Origin of the sequence: Enterobacter sp. N18-03635 (genome assembly GCF_004006055.1) — a bacterium.
Classification (GTDB): domain Bacteria; phylum Pseudomonadota; class Gammaproteobacteria; order Enterobacterales; family Enterobacteriaceae; genus Enterobacter; species Enterobacter vonholyi.
Genome location: NZ_CP034769.1, coordinates 2312569 through 2337852 on the forward strand (window position 1 = coordinate 2312569; position 25284 = coordinate 2337852).

Annotated in this window: 24 protein-coding genes; 21 read left to right on the forward strand and 3 right to left on the reverse strand. The window is 59.4% G+C overall.

The window, feature by feature from the left end; translation table 11 throughout:
* The first annotated feature begins 171 nt into the window (after positions 1 to 171).
* From ELK40_RS11745 to ELK40_RS11775, 7 genes are read left to right on the forward strand one after another with little or no spacing between them, the layout of a single operon-like run.
* Complete coding sequence (locus ELK40_RS11745) at positions 172 to 1026, forward strand: MurR/RpiR family transcriptional regulator (RefSeq protein WP_115875140.1); 855 nt, start codon at positions 172 to 174, stop codon at positions 1024 to 1026.
* A 12-nt stretch (positions 1027 to 1038) separates the two neighbouring features.
* Positions 1039 to 1614 (forward strand): D-alanyl-D-alanine dipeptidase, encoded by a 576-nt coding sequence (gene ddpX, locus ELK40_RS11750; RefSeq protein ID WP_115875142.1) that lies wholly within the window; start codon positions 1039 to 1041, stop codon positions 1612 to 1614.
* Between the two features lie 15 nt (positions 1615 to 1629).
* On the forward strand, positions 1630 to 3162 hold the full coding sequence (locus tag ELK40_RS11755) for an ABC transporter substrate-binding protein (RefSeq protein ID WP_115875144.1): 1533 nt from the start codon (positions 1630 to 1632) through the stop codon (positions 3160 to 3162).
* Between the two features lie 22 nt (positions 3163 to 3184).
* Positions 3185 to 4207: an ABC transporter permease gene (locus tag ELK40_RS11760; protein ID WP_115875146.1), complete on the forward strand. Its 1023-nt coding sequence runs from the start codon at positions 3185 to 3187 to the stop codon at positions 4205 to 4207.
* The gene (gene ddpC, locus ELK40_RS11765; protein WP_115875148.1) at positions 4204 to 5097 is read left to right on the forward strand and encodes a D,D-dipeptide ABC transporter permease; all 894 of its coding nucleotides are present in this window, start codon (positions 4204 to 4206) and stop codon (positions 5095 to 5097) included. Before ELK40_RS11760 ends, ddpC begins: the two co-directional genes overlap by 4 nt.
* A complete protein-coding gene (locus tag ELK40_RS11770; protein WP_115875151.1) occupies positions 5097 to 6083 on the forward strand; it encodes an ABC transporter ATP-binding protein in 987 nt (328 codons plus the stop codon). The genes ddpC and ELK40_RS11770 overlap by 1 nt, the downstream gene beginning before the upstream one ends.
* Positions 6076 to 7005, forward strand: a complete 930-nt coding sequence (locus ELK40_RS11775) for an ABC transporter ATP-binding protein (RefSeq protein ID WP_127730993.1) — start codon at positions 6076 to 6078, stop codon at positions 7003 to 7005. Before ELK40_RS11770 ends, ELK40_RS11775 begins: the two co-directional genes overlap by 8 nt.
* Here the strand turns inward: ELK40_RS11775 and ELK40_RS11780 are convergent.
* Positions 7002 to 7751, reverse strand: a complete 750-nt coding sequence (locus ELK40_RS11780) for an SDR family oxidoreductase (RefSeq protein ID WP_008501706.1) — start codon at positions 7749 to 7751, stop codon at positions 7002 to 7004. The two genes, ELK40_RS11775 and ELK40_RS11780, sit on opposite strands and share 4 nt — an antisense overlap.
* Before the next feature lie 114 nt (positions 7752 to 7865).
* On the opposite strand from ELK40_RS11780, the gene ELK40_RS11785 reads away from it, so the two are divergent.
* Positions 7866 to 8771, forward strand: a complete 906-nt coding sequence (locus ELK40_RS11785) for a LysR family transcriptional regulator (RefSeq protein WP_127730995.1) — start codon at positions 7866 to 7868, stop codon at positions 8769 to 8771.
* Between the two features lie 23 nt (positions 8772 to 8794).
* Here the strand turns inward: ELK40_RS11785 and ELK40_RS11790 are convergent, their stop codons facing one another.
* Positions 8795 to 9223: an OsmC family protein gene (locus tag ELK40_RS11790; protein WP_023311893.1), complete on the reverse strand. Its 429-nt coding sequence runs from the start codon at positions 9221 to 9223 to the stop codon at positions 8795 to 8797.
* Positions 9224 to 9338: 115 nt separating this feature from the next.
* Here ELK40_RS11790 and ELK40_RS11795 point away from each other — a divergent pair, with 115 nt between their 5' ends.
* Positions 9339 to 10298, forward strand: coding sequence for a hypothetical protein (locus ELK40_RS11795; RefSeq protein ID WP_115875157.1), 960 nt, complete (start codon positions 9339 to 9341; stop codon positions 10296 to 10298).
* Between the two features lie 19 nt (positions 10299 to 10317).
* On the opposite strand, the gene ELK40_RS11800 is transcribed toward ELK40_RS11795, so the two are convergent.
* Positions 10318 to 11193 (reverse strand): LysR family transcriptional regulator, encoded by an 876-nt coding sequence (locus ELK40_RS11800; protein ID WP_115875160.1) that lies wholly within the window; start codon positions 11191 to 11193, stop codon positions 10318 to 10320.
* Between the two features lie 110 nt (positions 11194 to 11303).
* Here ELK40_RS11800 and ELK40_RS11805 point away from each other — a divergent pair, with 110 nt between their 5' ends.
* The 12 genes from ELK40_RS11805 (at position 11304) to ELK40_RS11860 (ending at position 25279) form a co-directional block, all read left to right on the forward strand.
* Positions 11304 to 12155: a Vmh family MBL fold metallo-hydrolase gene (locus ELK40_RS11805; RefSeq protein WP_127730997.1), complete on the forward strand. Its 852-nt coding sequence runs from the start codon at positions 11304 to 11306 to the stop codon at positions 12153 to 12155.
* A gap of 232 nt (positions 12156 to 12387) precedes the next feature.
* Positions 12388 to 12603 carry a biofilm-dependent modulation protein gene (bdm, locus tag ELK40_RS11810; protein ID WP_013096534.1) on the forward strand — a complete coding sequence of 72 codons (216 nt, stop codon included), beginning with the start codon at positions 12388 to 12390 and terminating at the stop codon, positions 12601 to 12603.
* Positions 12604 to 12698: 95 nt separating this feature from the next.
* A complete protein-coding gene (sra, locus tag ELK40_RS11815; protein ID WP_008501714.1) occupies positions 12699 to 12836 on the forward strand; it encodes a stationary-phase-induced ribosome-associated protein in 138 nt (45 codons plus the stop codon).
* Between the two features lie 176 nt (positions 12837 to 13012).
* Positions 13013 to 14710 (forward strand): NAD-dependent malic enzyme, encoded by a 1698-nt coding sequence (locus ELK40_RS11820; RefSeq protein ID WP_023335794.1) that lies wholly within the window; start codon positions 13013 to 13015, stop codon positions 14708 to 14710.
* Positions 14711 to 15092: 382 nt separating this feature from the next.
* Positions 15093 to 16805, forward strand: a complete 1713-nt coding sequence (locus tag ELK40_RS11825) for an ABC-F family ATP-binding cassette domain-containing protein (RefSeq protein ID WP_127731000.1) — start codon at positions 15093 to 15095, stop codon at positions 16803 to 16805.
* 198 nt (positions 16806 to 17003) lie between these two features.
* A complete protein-coding gene (adhP, locus tag ELK40_RS11830; RefSeq protein WP_032647362.1) occupies positions 17004 to 18014 on the forward strand; it encodes an alcohol dehydrogenase AdhP in 1011 nt (336 codons plus the stop codon).
* Between the two features lie 150 nt (positions 18015 to 18164).
* Complete coding sequence (locus ELK40_RS11835; protein WP_127731002.1) at positions 18165 to 19784, forward strand: TIGR04028 family ABC transporter substrate-binding protein; 1620 nt, start codon at positions 18165 to 18167, stop codon at positions 19782 to 19784.
* Positions 19785 to 19794: 10 nt separating this feature from the next.
* A complete protein-coding gene (locus ELK40_RS11840; protein WP_127731005.1) occupies positions 19795 to 20739 on the forward strand; it encodes an ABC transporter permease in 945 nt (314 codons plus the stop codon).
* Positions 20736 to 21587, forward strand: coding sequence for an ABC transporter permease (locus tag ELK40_RS11845; RefSeq protein ID WP_115875177.1), 852 nt, complete (start codon positions 20736 to 20738; stop codon positions 21585 to 21587). The genes ELK40_RS11840 and ELK40_RS11845 overlap by 4 nt, the downstream gene beginning before the upstream one ends.
* Positions 21584 to 23191 (forward strand): ABC transporter ATP-binding protein, encoded by a 1608-nt coding sequence (locus ELK40_RS11850; protein WP_127731007.1) that lies wholly within the window; start codon positions 21584 to 21586, stop codon positions 23189 to 23191. Before ELK40_RS11845 ends, ELK40_RS11850 begins: the two co-directional genes overlap by 4 nt.
* Positions 23188 to 24177, forward strand: coding sequence for a putative FMN-dependent luciferase-like monooxygenase (locus ELK40_RS11855; protein WP_127731009.1), 990 nt, complete (start codon positions 23188 to 23190; stop codon positions 24175 to 24177). The genes ELK40_RS11850 and ELK40_RS11855 overlap by 4 nt, the downstream gene beginning before the upstream one ends.
* Positions 24178 to 24187: 10 nt before the next feature.
* Positions 24188 to 25279: an alkylhydroperoxidase domain protein gene (locus tag ELK40_RS11860; protein WP_127731011.1), complete on the forward strand. Its 1092-nt coding sequence runs from the start codon at positions 24188 to 24190 to the stop codon at positions 25277 to 25279.
* The last annotated feature ends 5 nt before the right edge of the window (positions 25280 to 25284 follow it).

Consider the following 25284-nt stretch of genomic DNA (forward strand, 5'->3'; position numbering starts at 1 on the left):
TGCACCAAAAGTGAACTACGCTGCACAAATGTTGATCATTGGTTAACTAAATATTGCATGAAGTTTACTGCTCAGCGGGTTTTCACCCGCCTGTGAATATGGCACGCGTCATGCATTGTTAACCGGGTAACACAAATTCGACCATTGACAGCCTGTTAACAGCGAGGCGGTATGACGACGAAACCTGAGATGCTGAGCCGTATCGAAGCGACGTTCAGCCAGCTCACGCCCAGCGAAAAGCGGGTCGGAAGCTGGCTGCTGGCGCACGCCGCGCAAATCCCGTTTGAAACGGCGGAAAGTGTGGGTCAGGCGAGCGGGACCAGCGGAATTACCGTCGGACGCTTCCTGCGCAAGCTGGGGTACCGCAACCTGGAAGATGCCAAAAAAAGCCTGCGCGATCCGTATCAGCCCTGGGGCATGAACGAGCGGCTCGACTCCTGGCAGCAGCAGCGCCCTCTTTCCAGCCGCCTTCAGCACGCCCTGTCGCTGGAAGTGGACGCCATCACGCAGGTGTACCAGCTGGCGCAAACGGACGCTTTTCGTCAGGTGGTGCACCATCTGGCCCACGCGGACGCGGTCTTTGTGCTGGGGATCCAGTCCACGCGCGGGATTGCCAACGCCTTCTTCAGCCACCTCGAGTACCTCCGCCCGCGGGTGAGCTATTCGGAGGGCGCTTCCGGCAGCTGGGTGGAATCCCTCAACTCGGGGTTTTCGCATCCGTACGTCGTGCTGACTGACACGCGCACCTACTCTGCGATGGCCCGTCAGTACTGCCGCGTCGCCAGCGAGAAAGGCATTCCGCTGGCCTTAATCACCGACATCTGGTGCCCGTGGGCGCGGGATTACCCGATGGATTTGCTGCAGGTGAAAACCGATACCGGTCATTTCTGGGATTCACTTGCCCCCGTGAGCTGCCTGTTCAACCTGCTGCTGTCGGGCGTGGTGGAAGCGCTGGGTGAAGCGCTCCCGGCGCGCCTGGCAGTAAACCGACAATTACAACAAGAGTTTGGTCAATTCGAACGCTAAAGGAGCGGAGCTATGCCCGTAGAGAGTGAACTGATTGATGTGGCGAAGACGTTCCCCACGCTGCATGTCGATCTGAAGTACGCCACCGCCGACAACATCACCGGCCGCCCTATCTATCAGGAGGCGCTGTGCCTGCTGCATACCGATGCCGCTACCGCGCTGGCAAAAGCCATCAGCATTGCCACGCTGGCCGGGCTGAAGCTGGTGGTCTACGACGCCTATCGGCCGCAGCAGGCGCAGGCTCAGCTGTGGGAGGCCTGCCCGAACCCGGAATACGTGGTCGACGTAGCGATTGGCTCCAACCACAGCCGCGGCACGGCCATCGACGTCACCCTGATGGACGAACATAACGCCGTGCTGGATATGGGCGCCGGTTTTGACGAAATGCACGACCGCTCGCATCCGTATCACCCCTCCGTGCCGCCGCACGCCCAGCGTAACCGTCTGCTGCTGAACGCCATCATGTTCGGCGGCGGTTTTGTGGGTATCAGCAGCGAATGGTGGCACTTCGAACTGCCGAACGCCGCCAGCTACCCGCTGCTTGACGACCGTTTTGCCTGTTTTCCCCTGACGCACACCTCTCTTTGAACCTGGAGCACTGCCATGAAAACATCGCTTCTCACGACCATCATTGCCGCCACGCTGGCCCTGAGCGCACCGCTGGCGCTGGCTGCCGTCCCGAAAGACATGCTGGTCATCGGTAAAGCCGCCGACCCGCAAACGCTCGATCCGGCCATCACCATTGATAACAACGACTGGACCGTCACCTATCCGTCCTACCAGCGTCTGGTCAAGTACAAGCCAGGCTCTACCGAGGTAGAAGGCGATCTGTCGACGGGCTGGAAAGCCTCCGACGACCAGAAAGTGTGGACCTTTACCCTGGCGGATAACGCCAAATTTTCCGACGGCACGCCGGTTACCGCCGAGGCGGTCAAACTCTCCTTTGAGCGCCTGCTGAAGCTCAGCCAGGGGCCGTCTGAAGCCTTCCCGAAAGACCTGAAAGTTGATGCCGTTGATGAGCACACGGTGAAATTCACCCTCAGCCAGCCGTTCGCGCCTTTCCTCTACACCCTGGCAAACGACGGGGCGTCCATCATTAACCCGGCGGTGCTGAAGGCCAATGCCGCAGACGATGCGCGCGGTTTTCTGGCGCAAAATACCGCCGGTTCCGGGCCGTTTATGCTCAAAAGCTGGCAGAAAGGCCAGCAGCTGGTGCTGGTGCCAAACCCGCACTGGTCTGGCGACAAGCCGCACTTCAAGCGCGTCTCGGTAAAAATTATCGGTGAGAGCGCGTCGCGCCGTCTGCAGCTTTCCCGCGGCGATCTGGACATTGCCGACTCCCTGCCGGTCGATCAGCTGGCGGCCCTGAAGCAGGAAGGCAAAGTCGCCGTCGCCGAATACCCGTCCCTGCGCGTGACCTACCTCTACCTCAACAACAGCAAAGCGCCGCTCAATCAGGTGGATTTACGCCGCGCGGTCTCCTGGGCGACGGACTATCAGGGGATGGTGAAAGGCATTCTGAGCGGCAACGGCAAGCAAATGCGCGGCCCGATCCCGGAAGGCATGTGGGGTTTTGACGCCGCGGCCATGCAGTACAGCCTCGACGAGGCCAAAGCTAAAGCAGCCCTGGAGAAGGTCAAAGACAAGCCCGCCAGCCTGACCTTCCTCTACTCGGACAACGATCCAAACTGGGAGCCTATCGCCCTCTCAACCCAGGCCAGCCTTGGCAAGATCGGCATTAACGTCAAGCTGGAGAAACTGGCCAATGCCACCATGCGCGACCGCGTCGGCAAAGGCGATTACGACATCGCCATCGGCAACTGGAGCCCGGACTTTGCCGACCCGTACATGTTCATGAACTACTGGTTCGAATCGGATAAAAAAGGGCTGCCGGGCAACCGCTCGTTCTATGAGAACAAAGAGGTCGATTCCCTGCTGCAGGCCGCGCTGAAAACCACGGACCAGGCGGAACGCACCAAAGATTATCAGCAGGCGCAAAAGGTGGTCATCGACGAAGCGGCGTACGTTTATCTGTTCCAGAAGAACTACCAGCTGGCGATGAACAAAGAGGTCAAAGGCTTCACCTTTAATCCGATGCTCGAGCAGGTGTTCAACATCGCCACCATGAGCAAGTAACCGTTTCGCCGGGGGAAAGCGTATGACGTTCTGGAGCATAGTTCGCCAGCGCTGCTGGGGGTTACTCCTGGTGGTGGCCGGTGTCTGTATTATCACCTTTATTATTTCGCACCTGATCCCCGGCGATCCTGCCCGTCTGCTGGCCGGCGATCGCGCCAGCGACGAAATCGTGCAGAACATCCGCCAGCAGTTAGGGCTGGACCAGCCTCTGTACGTTCAGTTTGGCCGCTACGTGGACGCCCTGGCCCACGGTGATTTAGGCACGTCCATCCGTACCGGTCGTCCGGTTGCGGAAGACCTGAAGGCCTTTTTCCCCGCCACGCTGGAGCTGGCCTTTTGTTCTCTGCTGCTGGCGCTGGTCATCGGCGTGCCGCTGGGGATTTTGTCGGCGGTCTACCGCAACCGCTGGCTGGATCACCTGGTGCGTTTAATGGCGATGACCGGGATCTCCACGCCGGCCTTCTGGCTTGGGCTGGGCGTCATCGTGCTGTTCTACGGGCACCTGCAGATCCTCCCGGGCGGCGGCAGGCTGGACGACTGGCTCGATCCGCCGACGCACGTCACCGGCTTTTATCTGCTGGACGCGCTGCTGGAGGGCAACGGCGAGGTCTTTTTCAACGCGCTGCAGCACCTGATTTTACCCTCGCTGACGCTGGCGTTTGTCCACCTGGGCATCGTCGCACGCCAGGTTCGCTCGGCGATGCTGGAGCAGCTTAGCGAGGACTACATTCGCACGGCCCGCGCCAGCGGCCTGCCCGGCTGGTATATCGTCCTGCGCTACGCCCTGCCGAATGCGATGATCCCGTCGATTACCGTGCTCGGGCTGGCGCTGGGGGATCTGCTGTACGGCGCCGTACTGACCGAAACCGTCTTTGCCTGGCCTGGCATGGGCGCCTGGGTGGTGACGTCCATTCAGGCGCTCGATTTCCCCGCCGTGATGGGCTTTGCCGTCGTGGTTTCGCTGGCCTACGTGCTGGTTAATCTGGTGGTCGATCTGCTTTACCTGTGGATTGACCCGCGAATCGGGCGCGGAGGTGCCGAATGATGTTAACGCAGGAAACGCCCGCCCCGGCTAAAACCGCCGGACAACGCATCAACTGGGCAAAGCTGTTCTGGATGCTGCGTCAAAGCCCGCTCACGATCGTTGGCGGCGTCATAATGCTCGTGATGCTTTTCATTATGGTGGCCGCGCCGTGGATCGTGCCGCACGACCCAAACGCGCTGGATCTGACCGCCCGCCTGCAGGCGCCGTCCGCGCAGCACTGGTTTGGTACCGACGAGGTGGGCCGCGATCTGTTCAGCCGCGTGCTGGCGGGCAGCCAGCAGTCCATTACCGCCGGGCTGGCGGTGGTGGTAATTGCGGGCGGCATCGGTTCGCTGCTGGGCTGTCTGTCCGGCGTGCTGGGCGGGCGCGGCGACGCCGTCATCATGCGGGTGATGGACATTATGCTCTCGATACCTTCCCTGGTGCTGACCATGGCGCTGGCCGCCGCGCTCGGGCCGAGCCTGTTTAACGCCATGCTGGCGATTGCGATTGTCCGCATTCCGTTTTACGTCCGCCTGGCACGCGGGCAAACCCTGGTGGTGCGCCAGTTTACCTACGTGCAGGCCGCCCGCACCTTTGGCGCCTCCCGCTGGCATTTGATCCGCTGGCACATCCTGCGCAACGCCCTGCCGCCGCTGATCGTGCAGGCGTCGCTGGACATCGGCAGCGCCATCCTGATGGCCGCCACGCTGGGATTTATTGGCCTGGGCGCGCAGCAGCCGACCGCCGAATGGGGCGCGATGGTGGCCGTCGGCCGTAACTACGTTCTGGACCAGTGGTGGTACTGCGCCTTTCCCGGTGCGGCGATTTTGATAACCGCCGTGGGCTTTAACCTGTTTGGCGACGGTATTCGCGATCTGCTGGATCCGAAGTCAGGAGGGAAACAGTGATGACCGACCCGGTACTCAAGATTGAAGACCTGCACCTGAGCTTCCCGATTTTTCGCGGCGAGGTCCACGCGCTTAACCACGTCTCGCTGGAGATCGGCAGGGGTGAAATTGTCGGCGTGGTGGGCGAATCCGGTTCCGGTAAATCGGTGACCGCCATGCTCGCCATGCGTCTGCTGCCGGAAGGCAGCTACCGCATTCATCATGGTCAGGTGAAATTACTCGGCGAAAACGTCCTGACGGCGTCCGAGAAGCAGCTTCGCCAGTGGCGCGGCGCAAAGGTGGCGATGATTTTTCAGGAGCCCATGACCGCCCTCAACCCGACGCGGCGGATTGGCAAACAGATGGTCGAGGTGATCCGCCAGCATCAGCCGATTTCCCGGCGTGAGGCGCAGCAGAAGGCGATTACCCTTCTGGAAGAGATGCAAATCCCGGATGCGAAAGCGGTCATTGCCCGCTATCCGTTTGAGCTGTCGGGCGGGATGCGCCAGCGGGTGATGATCGCCCTTGCCTTCTCCTGCGAGCCGGAGCTGATTATCGCCGACGAACCGACCACCGCGCTGGACGTCACCGTCCAGCTGCAGGTGCTGCGCCTGCTGAGGCACAAGGCGCGGGCCAGCGGCACCTCGGTGCTGTTTATCAGCCACGATATGGCCGTGGTGTCCCAGCTCTGCGACAGGATGTACGTGATGTATGCGGGCAGCGTGATCGAGAGCGGTGCCACGCAAACGCTGATCCACCAGCCTGAGCATCCCTACTCCATCGGCCTGCTGCAGTGCGCGCCGGAAAACGGCCAGCCGCGCGCCCCGCTTCCCGCCATCCCCGGCACGGTCCCAAACCTCAGCCAGCTTCCGCAGGGATGCGCGTTCCGCGAGCGATGCTTTGCCGCCGGGGCGAAATGCAGCGAAACGCCGCGCCTGCAACCCCATGGCGCAGAAGGCCAACAGGCTGCCTGCTGGTATCCACAACGGGAGAAAGCCCATGTCTGATGTACTGCTGGAACTGGATAGCGTGCACGTGAATTTTGCGGCACGTAAAAACTGGCTGGGGCGTGTGACGGAAAAGGTCCATGCGCTTAACGGGCTCGACCTTGAGATCCGTCGGGGAGAAACGCTCGGTATCGTCGGGGAATCGGGCTGCGGGAAAAGCACGCTGGCCCAGCTGCTGATGGGCATGCTTAAGCCCAGCACCGGCGCCTGCCAGCGGGCGCACCATGCGGGCGGCATGCAGATGGTGTTTCAGGATCCGCTCTCCTCGCTCGACCCGCGCCTGCCGGTCTGGCGCATCATCACCGAGCCGGTTTGGGTACAAAAGCGCAGCAGCGAGCGCGACCGCCGCCAGCTGGCTGAAAACCTGGCGCTGCAGGTGGGCATTCGCCCGGAATATCTCGACCGGCTTCCGCACGCCTTCTCCGGCGGGCAGCGTCAGCGCATCGCCATCGCCCGGGCGCTCTCGTCCGATCCGGATATCATCGTGCTTGATGAACCCACCAGCGCGCTGGATATTTCCGTGCAGGCGCAGATCCTCAACCTGCTGGTGACGCTACAACAGCAGCGTAATCTGACCTACGTGTTGATATCACATAACGTCTCGGTGGTCAGGCACATGAGCGACCGCGTGGCGGTGATGTACCTTGGGCAGATTGTGGAGCTGGGCAGCGCCGCACAGGTGCTTGGGGAGCCGCGCCATCCTTACACCCGCCTGCTGCTCGATTCGGTTCCCCGCACCGGTGAACCGCTGGATGAGACGCTGGCCTTACGCAAAACGGAGCTTCCCGGCAACCGCCGTCTTCCCGAAGGCTGTTTTTTCCGCGACCGATGCCCGATGGCCGCGCAGGGGTGCGAGCGTCCTCAGCCGTTACAGCCCTCTCGCGAGGGCCGTGACGTCCGCTGCTGGCGAAGTCTGGGTTAGATTTGCGCCATCCCGCCGTCCACGAACAGCTCGGTGGCGTTAATAAAGCTGGCCGCATCGGAGGCCAGAAACGCCACCGCTTTCCCCACCTCGCCCGGCGCGCCTAAACGGCCCAGCGGCACCTGAGCTGCCAGCGCGTCGTACAGCCCCTGACGGTGTTCTTCCGGCACCAGATCGCCGAGGCCAGGGGTTTTGATCGGGCCCGGGCTGACCACGTTGACGCGGATCCCACGGCCCTGCAAATCCAGCGCCCAGGAGCGGGCAAAGTTGCGCACGGCGGCCTTGCTGGCGCTGTAGACGCTAAAGTTTGCCGTCCCCTTAATGGAGACCGTCGAGCCGGTCAGAATAATCGAGGATCCGGCGGAGAGCAGAGGCAACGCCTTCTGCACCGTAAACAGCACCCCGCGGACGTTGGTGCCGAAAATCCGGTCAAACTGCTCTTCGGTTATCGCGCCCAGCGGCAGCATATCGCCGCCACCCGCATTGGCGAACAGAATATCGAGGCGGCCTTCTTCTTTGGCTATCCGGGCATAGACCTCGTCCAGATCCGCCAGTTTTGACACGTCCGCGCGAATGCCCACTGCCGTTGAAGCAATTTCTGCGACCGCCGCGTCAAGCTCGGCCTGACGGCGTCCGGTGATATACACCTTCGCGCCCTGCGCCGCCAGCTCCTGCGCCGTGGCAAGACCAATGCCGGTGCTGCCGCCGGTGACCAGTGCGATTTTTCCTGAGAGAGTCGTGTTCATGTCATTTACCTTTTGTTGGGTTTGCGTTGGACAAACTTTAGCCCTTGCAGGATTAGTGAAAAACCGGCAAAAATGAAAATGACTATTCACATACAGAAATAATAAGAGGTCATCATGGACCAGCTCATGGCGATGCGCGCCTTTACGCGGGTGGTGGAATCCGGAAGCTTTACCCGCGCGGCGGACTCGCTGAATATGCCGATCGCCACCCTGAGCAAGCTGGTCAAATCGCTTGAGGCGCACCTGGATATACGCCTTCTGCACCGCACCACTCGACGGGTGGTCGCGACGCCTGAAGGGATGGAATACTATGAAAAAGCGCTGAGGGTCTTGATAGATATCGAAGACATCGACACCGCGTTTCGCATTTCCCGCGCGACGCCAAAAGGGCATCTGCGGGTTGATATAGGCGGATCCACCGCCCGCGACGTGCTTATCCCCCTGCTGCCGGATTTTATGCAGCGTTATCCGGAGATCCGCATCGACCTTGGGGTAGCCGATCGTCCGGTGGATCTCATCAGCGGTAACGTAGACTGCGTCATCCGCGGCGGCCCGCTGAACGACTCGACCCTCATCGCCCGCCATATTGGCAACGCCGAAATGGTCACCTGCGCGACGCCGGGTTACCTGAAAAATCACGGCGTTCCGGCCTATCCGCAGGAGCTGTGCAACGGCCACAAGCTCATTAGCTACCTCTCGCCCGTCACCGGGCGGGCATTTCCGTTTCGCTTCAGAGAGAACGGCGAGGCGCTGGAAATCAACATTCCGCATTATCTCGGCGTAAATGAAAGTAATGCCCATCTGGCGGCTGCCGCGGCGGGGCTGGGGATCGTTCAGACCTTTGAGTATTCGGCAAACGCGTATTTACGGGCGGGAACGCTGACGGCGATTCTGAGCGACTGGCGCCCTGCCGCCTATCCGTTTCATGTGGTTTACCCTCAGAACCGGCATCTGACGCACCGTCTTAAGGTGTTTATTGCCTGGCTGGCGGAGGTGTTTCCCGCCGCGCTGAAGGGATAGCCGGGCGCAAACCCGGCTGCGGTTTAATTAAGCTTATAGTCCAGCGTAATCTCAGCTTTCAGGAGCTGCGATACCGGACAGCCCGCTTTCGCTTTCTGAATAATACCGTCGAACTGCTGGGGGGCGATGCCCGGAACGGTCACCTTGCTTTTAAGGGCAACCTTAGTGATGGCAAAGCCGCCGTCGGTTTTATCCAGAGAGACGTCCGCCGTGGTATCAATAGAGTCAGCGGTATAGCCCGCTTCACCGAGCATCAGCGACAGCGCCATTGAGAAGCAGGCCGCATGTGCCGCGCCAATCAATTCTTCGGGGTTGGTCCCCTTTTCGCCCTCAAAGCGGGTATTGAAACCGTAAGGCTGCTGATTGAGAACGCCGCTCTCGGTGGAAACCGTTCCTTTACCGCGCTTAATGTCGCCAGACCAGTGTGCCGAACCGTGCTTATGAATAGTCATTCTTGCTCTCCTTTTGGCTTACAAAGGGTTAAGTATAGACTACGCATCTGACCCACCCTGGAACACAGACAATTCCAGGACTTTCACCTGCTGTACCAACAAAAAGGATAATGATATGGCGCTAAAAATCAGGATGGCCGTTGCCGTCACCACACTGGCGGTATCGCTGTCTTCACTGGCGAAAACGCCGGAGAATTTTATCTATACCAGCTCCGGCGAGCTCGACGCGGTGTTTCCGCTCGTTGCGCGAAGCGATATCGGCGGCGTGCAGATCGTTTACAACTGGCGCTTGCTGGAACCCGAGAAGGACAACTATGACTTCTCGCGGATTGAACAGGATCTGGCGCGCGTTAAGGCCGCCGGAAAAAAACTCTTTATTCAAATCCAGGATCGTTTCTTTGAGGCGGACGCCCGCTACGTGCCGGACTATCTGATGCACGATAAGCAATACGGTGGGGGGATTGCACCGCAGTTCGATAACCCCGGCGAAGGGAAGCCAGTCGGTTCAGGATGGGTGGCGCGTCAGTGGGATCCCGCCGTGCGTCAGCGCTACCAGGCTTTGCTGGCCGCCCTCGCGAAACGCTTTGATGGTGAGGTGTATGGCGTAAACCTGCCCGAAACCGCCATCGATCTCGACGAAAAAAATCCGCCCGCCGGGTTTACCTGCGACAGCTATTTCGCTGGAGAAATGGAAAATCTGGCCTTTGCGCGAAAGGCTTTTAAGAAATCACACGTGGTGCAATACGTGAACTTCTGGCCGTGCGAGTGGGATAATGACCACAACTACATGGGGCGTCTGTTTACGTATGCCAGCGCCAACAATGTCGGTCTGGGTGGGCCGGATATTGTTCCCAACCGCAAGGCACACATGAAGAATGCCTATCCCTTCTTCCATAAAAATAAACAGACGCTGCCGCTCATCGCCATGGCGGTTCAGGAACCGACCCTGACCTATAAAAATCCTGAGACCGGCAAGCCCTTCACCAAAGCAGAATTTGATCGGTTCGCGGAAAATTATCTCGGGGCGGATATTATTTTCTGGAGCACGTCCTCTCCCTGGCTAAAGGCAAAATAATCACCCGTCAACCCTGCTCTTAAGCCAGGAAGCGGGCCAGTTCGTCGAGGAACACGCGCAGCGCGGCAGGCTGATATTCCCGTGACTGATAAATGCCATGGATGGCAAGCGGTTTCGGCTCCAGCGCCTCCAGTATCGGTACCAGCAATCCCTGATCCAGCGCGGCACGCGCCTCGCGCTCCGGCAGCATGGCAATACCGCAGTGCTTAATCGCCGCGTCCATCAACAGCGAAGAGATGCTGGCGCTCAGGTTGCCGCTGACGGCCACGCTCAGGCCTTCTCCTTCCGGCGTCAGGAAGTGCCAGGACTGCCCGGCAAAAAAGCTATAGTGCAGGCAGTTATGCCGGGCTAACTCTTCGGGGCTGACGGGGATACCGTGTTGTGCCAGATACTCCGGCGAGGCGCAAAGCACCGAGCGGCACTCCCCCAGCCGGCGGGCAATCATGCCGGGTTCAGGGTTATCGGTAATACGTACGGCGACATCAATGCGCTCTCCCACCAGGCTGACCGGGTGATTATTCACGTCAAGCTCGATGCGCAGCTGCGGGTAACGCGAGAGCAGACCGGGCAGCACCGGCGCAATCAGATGCATGGCGGTAAAGTGCGCGCAGGCCACCCGCAGGGTGCCGGACGGAAGATCTTTTTCCGACTGGCCTTCAATTTCCTGCGAGATCTGCGAGAGGGTCCGCGTTTTTTGCAGCACCTTTTCCCCAGCCGCGGTCAGCGTCAGCTTGCGCGTGGAGCGGTTTACCAGCCGCGTGCCCGCCCACTTCTCCATCTGTTCAAGGTACCGGCTGACCATCGGTCGGGAAATACCCAGCGCGCGGGCTGCAGCGCTCAAACTCCCCAGCTCGCATATCCGGTTGTAAACCTGAGCGGCAATAACGCGGTCCATATAAGCTCCATTTGCTCGATTTATGAAACTAAGCATGTCTTGTTTCAGGAATTCTGGCAAATGCAAATAGCCGTACAATAAAGACATTCCTGAACAACCGAGACAACAGCATGAAATTCACTCACCTTGCCCTGCTTTCCACCCTTTTCACACCCGCTGTTTTTGCCGCGCCGCTGAACATTGATACCTATAACCCGCAGGAGAAAGGCATTTTCGCTGTCTCCTCCACGCTGGTTTCCGGCCCGAAAGAAGCCGTACTGTTTGACGCGCAGTTCAGCGTGAAGGATGGCGAAGCGCTGGTAGAGAAAATTCGCCGCAGCGGTAAAACCCTGAATAAGATTGTGATCACCTCCGGCGATCCGGATTTCTATTTTGGCCTGCAGCCGCTGGTTAAAGCCTTCCCGAACGCCAAAGTGGTGGCCACGCAGCACGTGGTTGACCACATCAAGGCCACCAAAGACGCCAAGCTCGCCTTCTGGGGTCCACAAATGAAAGACGGCGCACCGACCGAGCTGGTCGTCCCACAGGTGCTCGCCTCTACCACGTTTATGGTTGACGGTGAGAAGATCGACATCGAACAGCCTGACAGCTACGCGGCCTATGTGTGGATCCCGTCAGCGAAAACCATCCTCGGCGGCACCGGGGTAGCCTGGGGCATTCACGTCTGGACGGCAGACACCCAGACGGCGGAAAGCCGTAAGCAGTGGCAGGAAACGCTGGTGAACATGGCGGCGCATAAACCCGAGCGCGTGATTCCGGGTCACTATCTGGGTACCCCGCCAGCCGGGACAGGGGCGATTGATTTCACCCGCGACTATCTGCAGCATTTTGAACAGGCGTTATCGGCACATAAAGATTCTGCGGGCGTCATCAGCACCCTGAAAAAACAGTATCCAAACCTGGCCGAAGAGAGCTCGCTGGAATTAAGCGCTAAGGTGAATACCGGCGAAATGAAGTGGTAATTTAAATTCTGCTCCTGCTATATTTTCGTGATAGCAGGAGCACCGTTATAATATCCTCTCAACAGCACTTCGATTAACCCCCACATTTCAAAAGCGCATAAAAGCATGCACTTATGTCATTTTTATTTCTAAGATGAATCTGAACCACAACCGGGAAAATATTTGCCATTCTGTTTATGAATTAAATTTTTTGCGAGCCGTACCATTAAACAGAAAACGACACGGAGGCAGCATGTTTACTTATTACCCGGCTAATACCGCAGCAGCACAACCTGAACTCGTTAACGCGATTGCGCAGGGTCTTCACGCCGAGCACGGTGCTGTGACTGAAGATGACATTTTGATGGAACTGACCAAGTGGGTGGAATCCACAGATAATGACATCCTCAGTGACATCTACCAGCAGACCATTAACTACGTCGTCAGCGGGCAAAACGCACCCTTGTAAAAACCTGCTAAGCTGGATCTGCAACCTAAGGGGTTACATTTCGTTTGCGTAAGCAAACTGGTCCTTAAAACTATCAACAGGATTGAGGAGTTAACATGAAATCGAACCGTCAGGCACGCCATATTCTGGGACTGAACTACAAGCTTTCGAATCAGCGTAAAGTGGTGATTGAAGGCGACCACGAAACGCAAGTCACGCACGCCACAGGCAGAAAACGCCACGCCGGCAAGTAAGTTCCAGACTGAGATCCAGAACACCATCGGTAATCCCGGTGGTGTTTTTGTTTATGTGTTGCGGTAATTAATATTTAGCTCCTTTATAATACCGCCGGACCGCACCCCATCGCACAGGCCAGAAAGATGACAAACAGCAGTGTCAGGGACGGATCTTCATAAAAAGAGTGAGTGACATGGACAACAAACTGAAAAAACATCGTTCCTTATACATCCCATACGCCGGACCGGTTTTACTCGAATTCCCCCTGCTCAACAAAGGCAGCGCCTTCAGTATGGAAGAGCGCAGCAGCTTTAACCTGCTGGGTTTACTGCCGGAAGTGGTTGAAACAATTGAAGAACAGGCAGAGCGCGCGTGGATCCAGTATCAGGGTTTCAAAACTGAAATCGACAAACACATTTACCTGCGCAACATTCAGGATACCAACGAAACCCTCTTCTATCGCCTGGTGCAGAACCATCTCGAAGAGATGATGCCGGTGATCTACACCCCTACGGTGGGTGCGGCCTGCGAGCGCTTCTCAGAGATCTACCGTCGCTCCCGCGGGGTATTCATCTCCTATCAGAACCGTCACAACATGGACGATATTCTGCAGAACGTGCCGAACCACAATATCAAAGTCATTGTGGTGACCGACGGCGAACGTATTCTCGGCCTCGGCGACCAGGGCATTGGCGGGATGGGGATCCCTATCGGTAAACTCTCTCTTTATACCGCCTGCGGCGGCATCAGCCCGGCGTATACCCTGCCGGTCGTGCTGGACGTCGGCACCAACAACCAGCAGTTGCTAAACGACCCGCTCTATATGGGCTGGCGCCATCCGCGTATTACCGACGACGAGTACTATCAGTTTGTCGACGACTTCATCCAGGCAGTGAAGCACCGCTGGCCGGACGTTCTGCTGCAGTTTGAAGACTTCGCGCAGAAAAACGCGATGCCGCTGCTGAACCGCTATCGCGATGAGATCTGCTCCTTTAACGACGATATCCAGGGCACCGCAGCCGTGACGGTGGGTACGCTTATCGCCGCCAGCCGCGCAGCCGGGAGCCAGCTGAGCTACCAGAAAATCGTCTTCCTGGGCGCAGGCTCTGCGGGCTGCGGTATTGCCGAGCAGATTATCGCCCAGACGCAGCGCGAAGGCTTAAGCGAAGAGCTGGCCCGCTCCCGCGTCTTTATGGTTGACCGTTTCGGCCTGCTGACCGACGGCATGCCGAACCTGCTGCCGTTCCAGACGAAGCTGGTGCAGAAACGCGAAAACCTAAAAAACTGGGATACCGACAACGAAGTCCTTTCCCTGCTGGACGTGGTGCGCAACGTGAAGCCGGATATTCTGATCGGCGTTTCCGGGCAAACCGGTCTCTTCACCGAAGAGATTATTCGCGAGATGCACAAGCACTGCGAGCGCCCTATCGTGATGCCACTTTCCAACCCGACCTCGCGCGTGGAGGCAACGCCGCAGGACATCATTGCCTGGACCGAAGGTAACGCGCTGGTTGCGACCGGCAGCCCGTTCGACCCGGTGGTGTGGAAGGATAAAACCTATCCGATTGCGCAGTGCAACAACTCCTATATCTTCCCGGGCATTGGACTGGGCGTAATCGCCTCCGGTGCGTCCCGCATTACCGATGAGATGCTGATGTCGGCGAGCGAAACCCTCGCGGGCTACTCTCCGCTGGTCAACAACGGTGAAGGGCTGGTGCTGCCGGAGCTGAAGGACATTCACAAGGTGTCGCGCGCGATCGCGTTTGCGGTAGGTAAAATGGCGCAGCAGCAGGGCGTGGCGGTGAAAACCTCTGCCGACGCGCTGCAGCAGGCCATCGACGACAACTTCTGGAAGCCTGAATACCGCAGCTATCGCCGTACGTCGATTTAATCCGCTCCGCCCGGTGGCACTTCGCTTACCGGGCCTACGGGCCGGGTGTTTTCCCTCTCCCTGTGGGAGAGGGTCAGGGTGAGGGCAACAGACCGCACCATCGAATACCCACTAGCCAAACCCCTTTTCCCCCGCTACACTCCATTCATCCATTAACCCACTGAATATATAAGGAGGCCAATTATGCTGTATCGTGAAATTTTCAATGTTTCACATACATTTGGCGATCGCACCAGCTCAAGCGTTATCGGTATCGTGCTGCGATAACTTCTGCTTGAGCGAAGACACCAACCCCTGAAATCCCTTCTCTCGGGCTTACTGAGTTATCGTCAGCGATGTTTGACGAGGCATAAACATGCCTGTAACTCTTGGGTAAGCAACAATGAGCACTTTACTCACTGCACAATCTTTACGCGTTGATACGGCGTTTGGCACGCTCTTCGACTCACTCTCCTTTACGCTGAAAAAAGGCGACCGCATTGGTCTGCTGGGCGACAACGGCTGCGGCAAAAGTACGCTGCTGAAGGTGCTGGACGGCACGGATTCCCCTGCGGCCGGAACGGTAGCGTTGGCCGGGCACTGCCTTATGGCGCGCGTGGAGCAACATCTCCCGGACGCTATTTTTCCGCTGACCATGCTGGATGCCGTCCTGGCCCAGTTGCCCTCAACTGAACGGGACAGCCTGCGCTGGAAAGCCGAAACGCTGCTGGCAAGCATGGGCTTCACGCCGCAGGATATGTTGCTGCAATCCTCCACGCTGAGCGGCGGACAGCACACCCGCCTGCTGCTGGCGCGAGCGTTGATTCACGAGCCAGACCTGCTTCTGCTCGATGAACCCAGCAACCACCTTGATTTGCCGACCATGCTCTGGCTGGAATACTTTCTACAGAACTGGTCGGGTAGCTTTGTGCTGGTCTCGCATGACAGACAGCTGCTGGATGCCGTCACCAACGGTAGCTGGATCCTGCGCGATAAAACGCTGCACTACTTTGCCCTTCCCTGTACGGCAGCACGGCAGGCGCTTGACGCCAAAGATGAAAGCGACGCGCAGCGCCATAAGGCGGAGCAAAAGGAGATCGACCGCGTAACCGCAAGCGCCAAACGTCTGGCGACCTGGGGCAAGGTTTACGACAACGAAGACCTGGCCCGCAAAGCCAAACAGATGGAAAAACAGGTCGAACGGCTCAAAGAGAGCCAGACCGCGCTCACGGCGGGCAGCCCGTGGACGTTAACTCTGCGCGGCGACGCGCTGCGGGCGGACCGTCTACTGGAGATGGAAAACCTCGGCGTCCCGCCCGCGCCTGGGCTACCGCCGCTGTTTAACATCGAAACGGCGCGGCTGAAAAGCGGCGATCGCGTGGCGATTGTTGGTCGTAACGGCTGCGGCAAATCGTCACTGATGAAGCTTATCTGGCGACATTTTACGGATGAACCGGCGGAAAGCGGGCTGAAAATCCATCCGCGCGTGTCGCCTGGCTACTACGACCAGACGCTTCATCAGCTTGCAGACAACGCCACGCTTCTCGACGCGCTGGAGCCTTTCGCACCGGATCCGCAGAAACGCAAAATGGCCCTGATAAGCGCCGGGTTCCCGTGGTCCCGCCACGGGCAGAAAGTCAGCACGCTCAGCGGCGGCGAGCGTTCGCGCCTGCTGTTCGTGGGCCTGACGCTTGCCCGCTACAGCCTGCTGATGCTGGATGAGCCAACTAACCACCTTGACATGGAAGGCAAAGAGGCGCTGGCGCAAACCCTTCAGCAGTTTGAAGGCGGCGTTCTGCTGGTCAGCCATGACCGACAGTTAATTAGCCAAAGCTGTAACCGTTTCTGGCTGATTGAAGAGGAAAAGCTGAGCGAGTGGCACGATGCAGAAGCGGTCTTTGAGCGTCTGCGTGAAAGCGCGGGGCTGGTGACATCCACCGCACCAGCTATCACCGCTTCGGCGGTTCAATCCTCGCCGTATGACGATCTGCTCGAACGGCTGGTCGCACTGGAAACGCTGCTGGAAGACGATCTGGCGCGTAAGCCTAAGCATCAAAAGCCGCAGCTGCAGGCTCAATGGCGTAAAGAGATTAAGGAGATAGAAGCACAGCTGTAAGTCTGCGCCCGGCGAGTCTCTCTCGCCGGGCCAGTATTTTCCCCCTAAATTATTAGAGGAACGCCGTATTCTTATTCTGAAAATGGATTAAATAATGACATTATGTTGCCGTTGCCTTGCATTACAGCGCCAAACCACTAATCCTTGAGGAGTATTACACCTGCTATGCAGATACTCATCATGAACAAGGAGATACACATGAAGGCTGCTGTTGTCACTCAGGATCATCAGGTTAATGTCACCGAAAAAACCTTGCGCCCGCTAAAGCACGGGGAAGCTCTGCTGAAGATGGAGTGCTGTGGCGTTTGCCATACCGACCTTCACGTGAAGAACGGTGATTTTGGCGATAAAACCGGGGTTATCCTGGGCCATGAAGGGATTGGTATCGTAAAAGAAGTCGGCCCAGGCGTGAAATCGCTGAAAGTCGGCGACCGCGCAAGCGTGGCCTGGTTTTTTGAAGGCTGCGGCCACTGCGAATACTGTAATACCGGCAACGAAACTCTGTGCCGTGATGTGAAAAACGCCGGTTACTCAGTTGATGGCGGCATGGCGGAAGAGTGCATCGTCACCGCAGATTACGCGGTAAAAGTGCCGGACGGTCTGGATTCGGCGGCGGCCAGCAGCATTACCTGCGCCGGGGTCACCACCTACAAAGCGGTGAAGGTATCGGGTATTAAACCGGGCCAGTGGATTGCGATTTACGGTCTGGGCGGGCTGGGCAACCTCGCGCTGCAGTACGCTAAAAACGTCTTTAACGCCAAAGTCATCGCGCTTGACGTTAACGATGAACAGCTGAAGCTGGCGGCCAGCATGGGTGCAGATTTAACCATTAACTCCCGCAGCGAAGATGCCGCTAAGATTGTGCAGGAAAAAACCGGCGGCGCGCATGCCGCAGTCGTCACTGCCGTCGCAAAAGCCGCCTTCAACTCGGCGGTAGATGCCGTGCGTGCCGGTGGCCGCGTGGTCGCCGTTGGCCTGCCCCCTGAAGCGATGAGCCTCGACATTCCGCGCCTGGTGCTGGACGGTATTCAGGTGGTGGGTTCGCTGGTTGGCACTCGTCAGGATCTGCAGGAAGCCTTCCAGTTTGCGGCTGAAGGTAAGGTGGTGCCGAAAGTCACTATGCGTCCAATCGAGGACATCAACGCCATCTTTAAAGAGATGGAACAGGGCCAGATCCGCGGCCGTATGGTGATTGACCTGCGTTCATAATCACCCACCGTTCAATTACCGCTCCTGACAGGGGCGGTTTTTTTATAGCCATTTTCCGGCAATCCTTATCTTAATTCCTTTGTTCCCTTGTTTTCCCCCGCGCCCGATGATGAATCCGACGCTAACAAGAAGATAACAAAGGAATTCACCATGCAAACCCCATTTCGTCTGCCTCTGCTGACGGCGCTGATTCTGACGACCACCGCAGCGTGGGCAGCAGATGCGCCCGTCAAAGGCGGCACGCTAATTTATCTGGAGCAACAGGCGCATACCAACCTTTACCCGCCTGCCGGGGGCTTCTACCCGAACGGCGGCATTCTGAACCAGATCACCGACAAACTGACGTGGCAGAACCCGAAAACGCTACAGGTGGAGCCCTGGGTAGCCGAAAGCTGGACCACCAACGCCGATAAAACCGAATACACATTTAAGCTGCGTCCCGGCATCACCTTCTCCGACGGCACGCCACTGGACGCCAACGCCGTAGCGAAGAACTTTGATACCTACGGCTTAGGCAACAAAGCGCAGCGTCTTCCGGTGTCAGAAGTGATCAATAACTACGATCGCAGCGAAGTGGTCGACCCGCTGACCGTGAAGTTCTACTTCAAAAAACCGTCGCCGGGGTTCCTGCAGGGCACCGCCACGATTGGCTCGGGCCTGGTTTCGCTCAGCACGCTGAAGCGCAACTTTGAAGAGCTGGGTGACGCCCGGCATATCATTGGCTCCGGCCCGTTTGTGGTGAAGGATGAGAAGCTGGGTCGCGAAGTGACGCTGGAAGCGCGTAAGGACTACCAGTGGGGACCGAAAAACCTGACGCAGCAGGGGCCAGCCAATCTGGACGGCATCAAGTTTATCGTGACCCAGGAAGACAGCGTGCGCGTCGGCGCCCTGCTGGCCGGTCAGGCCGACTTTATTCGCCAGGTCCAGGCGTATGACGAAAAGCAGGCGACAGACCAGGGCTATAAAATCTACGCCGCCCCGACCCGCGGGGTGAACGACAGTATTAGCTTCCGCCCGGATAACCCGCTGGTCTCCGATATTCGCGTCCGCCAGGCGCTGCTGCATGCCACCAACGCAAAACAGGTGGTCGAGACCCTCTTCTCGGCCAACTATCCGCAGGCGAAGTCGGTAATTGCCGATTCTGCCGCCGGCTTTGTCGATCTCAGCGATAAATTGACCTTTGACCCGGCAAAAGCCAACCAGCTGCTGGACGAGGCGGGCTGGAAAGCGGGCAGCGATGGGATCCGCGCCAAAGACGGGCAACGGCTGGCGCTGACGGTGTACGAATCCCTGCCGCAGCCGCAAAACAAAGAGGTGCTGCAGCTGGTTGCCCAGCAGTGGCGCCAGGTGGGCGTGGCGCTGAGCGTGAAAGCTGGTGACGCTGGCAGCCGCACGCTGGATAACCTTGATCCGCTGAAAACCCCGTTAACCGTCTCCGAAGTGGGACGCGCCGATCCTGACGTGGTGAAAAGCATGTTCTACCCCGCTAACCGCGACGCGCTGCTGCAAAAAGGCGGCTCCAGCGACAAGGTCAAAAACTTCCGTGACGACAAGCTGAATGAACTGCTGGTGAACATTTCGGCTGAGGTCGATCCGCAAAAACGCCTGCAGCTGACGGGGGACGCCCAGCGCTACCTGCTGGATAACGCCTACGTCATTCCAATTTTCGAGGAGCCGCAGGTCTTTGCCGGTGCGCCGTGGCTAAAAGGCGTCAATTTTGAAGCGGTCGGCCGCCCGTCCTTCTACGGCGCGTGGATTGAGAAACACTGAGGAGCTGACGATGCGCCACGCACTTCTTCAACGCTTTGGGCACGGGCTGCTGGTACTATGGGCCGCCTTTACCCTCTCGTTCGTGTTGCTCCAGGTGCTGCCGGGCGACGCGGTGCTGATTAAATTTCAGAACCCGGACCTGGGCTTAAGCCCGGCGCAAATTGAGGAGATGCGCGTGGCCTACGGCGCGGACAGCCCGCTGTGGCAGCAATACGGCCATACGCTGCTGGCGATGCTGCACGGGGATTTCGGCTATTCGTTACAGGCCGGGGTGCCGGTCAGCGAGCTGATTGCCAGCAATCTGCCGGATACCCTGAGCCTCGCCCTGCCCGCCTTTTTAATCGCGGTTCTGCTGGCGTTTGCGCTGGCCTTTGCGTCGCGTCTGCCGGGTCTGCGCTGGCTGAGTAATACCCTCCAGTCTCTGCCGGTCCTGTTTATCTCCTTACCGACGTTCTGGCTGGGGATTGCCCTCATCCAGCTCTTTTCTTTCCAGCTGCGGCTGATCCCGGTGATTAACCCGACGCCGCTCCAGGGGCTGATCCTGCCGATCGTGACCGTCGCGATCCCGATCTCCGCCCCGCTGGCGCAAATCCTGATGCGCAGCCTCGACCAGGTGGCGACGCAGCCGTTTGTTGCCGTAGCCCGGGCCAAAGGGCTGAGTGAAACCGCCGTGCTGTGGCGTCACGTGACCCGCAACGCCCTGCTGCCTGTCCTGAACATTGCCGGGCTGCTGCTGGGCGAGCTGATTGCCGGGGCGCTGATCACCGAAACCGTTTTTGGCCGCAGCGGGCTCGGGCAGCTGACCCAGCAGGCGGTGAATAACCAGGATATTGCCGTACTTCAGGCGGTAGTGATGATTTCCGCCCTCGGCTTTGTCCTGATCAACCTGCTGGTGGACCTGCTTATGCCGCTGCTGGATCCCCGTCTGCAAACCGTTACCGGAGGTGCATCATGAGCCTGGTCGATTACGCTGCCGCCGCGCGAAAACGCGTTCCCGGCTGGCAGGGCGTCGCGTGGCAGCCCGGACTGTGGCTGGCATGGGCGGTAATTATCATTGCGATTTTCGCCGCCGTGGCGCCCGGCCTGTTAACCCACTACAGCCCGATTGAGGGCATCGCCGGAGCGCAACGTCTGGCGCCGCAGGCGGGACACTGGCTCGGCACCGATCAGCTTGGCCGCGATGTTTACACCCGTATTGTGTACGGTGCGTCCCACTCCCTGAGCGCGGCGCTCGCCGCCGTCACGATGGGGCTGGTGGTCGGCACAGGTCTGGGGGTCATCGCCGGAGCGTTCGCCGGACGCGTCGAGTCTTTCCTGATGCGTTTTGTCGACGTGCTGTTGTCCATTCCGTCTCTGCTGCTCTCGCTGACGGTTATTATTCTGCTCGGGTTTGGCACCGTTAACGCCGCCATTGCCGTCGGCGTGGCCTCCATTGCCAGCTTCGCCCGCCTCGCGCGCGGTGAAGTGGTGCGCATCCGCCATACGGATTACGTCGAGGCGGCGTTCGGCAGCGGCGGGACGTTCCTGGCGGTGCTGTGGCGACACATCCTGCCCAACGCCTTAACCGCCGTCCTTGCCTTTGCCACGCTGCAGTTTGGTCAGGCTATCCTGGCCCTTTCAACGCTGAGCTTTCTCGGCTACGGCACCCCGCCGCCCGTGCCGGAATGGGGCTTATTGATCGCCGAAGGCCGTAACTATCTCTCTACCGCCTGGTGGCTAACCACCTTCCCCGGCGTCGTCGTCATCGCCGTCGTGCTTGCCACCAACCGTATCAGCCAGCAGTTCAGCGGAGGCCTGAAATGACCGTACTCTCGGTAGAAAACCTGACCATCAGCTACCGTACCGCGCGCCAGTGGCGCGAGGTGGTGCATAACGTCAGCTTTACCCTCAGGCGAGGGGAAATGCTGGCGTTTGTCGGCGAATCCGGATCCGGCAAAACGACCACGGCACAGGCGATCATTGGCCTGCTGGCGGATAACGCCCGTCGCGATGCGGGGAAAATCGTGCTCAACGGCGAGGAGATTAGCCGGTGGTCAGCGAAGCGTCTCGATACCCTGCGCGGGGCGCGAATCAGCCTGGTTCCGCAGGATCCGGGTAATTCACTCAACCCGGTGAAGACGATCGGTGGTCAGGTCGGGGAAATTATTCAGCTGCACCAGAAGGTGACTCGCGCCCAACGCGACGAGCTGGTGCTTGCCCTGCTGACAAAGGTCGGCCTGAGCCACCCCGAACAGCGCATGACGCAGTATCCGCACCAGCTCTCCGGCGGAATGAAACAGCGCGTGTTGATTGCCATCGCGATAGCGCTGCGTCCGGACGTCATCATTGCCGATGAGCCCACCAGCGCGCTGGACGTGACGGTGCAAAAACGCATTCTCGATCTGCTGGATATCCTGCGCCGGGAATCGGGTACTGCCGTTCTGTTTGTCACCCACGATCTGGCGCTGGCCGCTCAGCGCGCGGACAGGCTGCTGGTTTTTCGCCATGGTGAGGTTCAGGAGCACGGCGACACCGCCGACATCGTCCGCACGCCGCAGCACGCCTACACCCGCCAGCTGCTGAGCGATCTCCAGGGCCAGCGCCTGACCATCGCCCCGGTAGCCGGCCTGCCGCTCGCGTCACCGGCCATTCGCGCCCGCGCCATCAGCAAACGGTTCTCGCTGGGCAAAGATCATCAGCTTCAGGCGCTGGATCGGGTGACGTTTGACGTCAGGCGCGGCAGCACGCACGCTCTGGTCGGTGAATCCGGCTCCGGGAAGACCACCCTCGCCCGTATTTTGCTGGGTTTTGAACAGGCCGACAGCGGACAGGTCATTATTGATGACATTGATGCCACCGCGCTCAGCCGCGAGGCCCGTCGTCAGCTGCGCCAGAAGATCCAGTTTGTTTACCAGAACCCGTTCGCCTCTCTCGACCCGCGTCAGACGCTGTTCGAGATCATCGAAGAGCCCCTGAAGAACTTTTCCCGCCTCGCGAAGGCTGAGCGAAAGGTCCGGGTGGAAACCGTGGCGCAGCGGGTTGCCCTGCCTACCGAACTCCTGACCCGCACCGCCAGAGAGCTTTCAGGCGGGCAGCGCCAGCGCGTGGCCATCGCCCGGGCGCTGATTCTGGAGCCGACTATTCTGGTGCTGGACGAAGCCACCTCCGCGCTGGACGTCACCGTGCAGGCGCAGATCCTGGCACTGCTTCAGCAGCTGCAGCAGCAGCTGGGATTAACCTACCTGTTCATCACGCACGATCTCTCCACCGTTCGCCGGATCGCCCACAGCGTCACGGTGCTGCGCAGCGGTCAGGTGGTCGAACACGGTGACGTCGAAACCTTATTCACGTCGCCACAGAACGACTACACCCGCGAGCTGATTGCCGCCATTCCCCATTTTTCACCCGCTACGGAGGAGTTCGCATGACGCGAAAACGCCTGGGATTTTTCACCCGCCTGCTTGACGACGCCACGCCGAAGGAGCGCTATCGTCTGGCAACCGAACAGATCCGCCACGCCGAACGCCACGGTTTTGACAGCGCCTGGATTGCGCAGCACCACTTCCATGAGAATGAAGGCGGCCTGCCGTCGCCGCTGCTGTTTCTGGCCCACGTTGCGGCGCATACCGAAACCATTCGGCTGGGTACGGCCATCATTACGCTGCCGATGGAAAACCCGCTGCGTGTGGCGGAAGATGCCGCCGTGCTGGACTTACTCGCCGATGGACGTCTCGAAGTCGGTTTTGGTTCGGGCGGCACGCCGACCTCTTTCCTGCCGTTCGGACTGACGTTCGAACAGCGCGGCGCGGCCTTTGCTGACCATCTACATGTGATCCAGAGCGCCTGGCGCGGGGATTCGCTCACCCATCCGGATAACCACCTGTACCCGCCAGCGCCACAGCTGGCTGACCGGATCTGGATTGCCACCTTTTCCGTCGACGGCGCCGTTCGCGCCGCGCGGGCCGGACACGGTTTGATGCTCTCCCGCACGCAGCCGCGCCCGGCAGACCAGTTGGATTTAACGCTCGACGCGATCCAGAACCCGATTGTGGATGCCTACCTTGAGGCGCTGCCCGCAGGCATCGCACCGCGCATTCTTGCCTCACGTACCGCGTTCGTCGCCGACAGCGATGACTATGCGCTGAAGGTTGCGACGCCGGGCCTCACGAAACAAGCACAGCAGCATCGCGCTGCCGGACACGCGGTTAAAGGTGACACCGTCACAGATTTTCGTCGCCAGTTCGACGCCCACATCGGTTCGCCCGAGACGGTGCTGCGTTCGCTGCAGGCCGATTCCGTTCTCCGGCGCGCCACGGATATCTCATTCCAGGTCCATTCGGTCGAGCCCATCCATCGCGACACGCTGCGCTCTATCGAACTGATCGCCGAACATATTGCCCCCCACATCCTTTGAGGAGATACCTATGTCATTAAGTCACGACATTCTCGCCGAGCTGGCGGAAATTAAACCCGGTTCCCCTCTGGCAGAGGCGCGCGCCACGCGGGACGCCGCCACGAGACACGCGCAGGGCAGCTACGAAATCTTATTTACCCAGCAGGATAGCGATTTTGCGCTGGACGAGCGCTTCGCCGTCGCGGCAAAAGTCGCCAGGTGGCACAACGCGGAGGCGCTGGCCGCACACTATGCGGGGTTTGGCCTGGCGGACCCGACCTCCGACCGTCTGACCCCGGCGCTGAACTTCGCGCGCCTGCTGACCTTCTCCCCCGTTAAAGCTACGCCCGCATCGTTAAAGGCGCTGACCCAGGCGGGATGGAGCAAAGAAGGTATCGTGACCCTGGCGCAGCTGATCGCCTTTGTCAGCTTCCAGAGCCGACTGATTGCCGGGCTGCGGCTGCTGAACGACAGGCCAGTCGCCACAAGCGATGCCCCGGTGGCGGCAGGCGTCTGGCACACGACCGCAACCACGGCCACCGGCAAGGCGGCTCCCGTCGCCTTCACCCAGCAGGAACTGGGCTGGGAACCGTGGATCGCCGCCAAACCGCTGGCGGATTTTCGTGATGACGAGGTTGCGATCCTGGCGAAGTTTGGCCACACCGATTCCGACTATTTCCGCCTGCTGGGCCGCAACCTGCCGGTGCTTGAACAGCGCACGCTAACGGATAAAGGGATTTTTTATACGCCGGGAGGATTGCCGCGCGCCGAGCGCGAGCTGGCCGCAACGGTCGCCAGTAAAATTAACGGCTGCATCTACTGCGCATCTGTCCATGCGCGGAAAGCCAGCCAGCTGTCAAAGGATGACGCTGCGGTAGAGGCCCTGCTGGCCGTGCGTCCAGGACAATCCCTGAGCGAGGGACAACTTGCGCGCTGGCAGGCGGAGATAAATTTTGCGGCGGCGCTGTCGGTTACTCCGCCTGCCGCCACGCCGCTGCACCTTGCCGCGCTTGAAAAAGAGGGGCTGGACACCTTAGCCCAGCTTGACCTGGTGCAGTCCGCCGCGTTCTTCGCCTGGGCGAACCGACTGATGCTGACTCTGGGCGAGCCCTGGCTTGCCTGAATTCG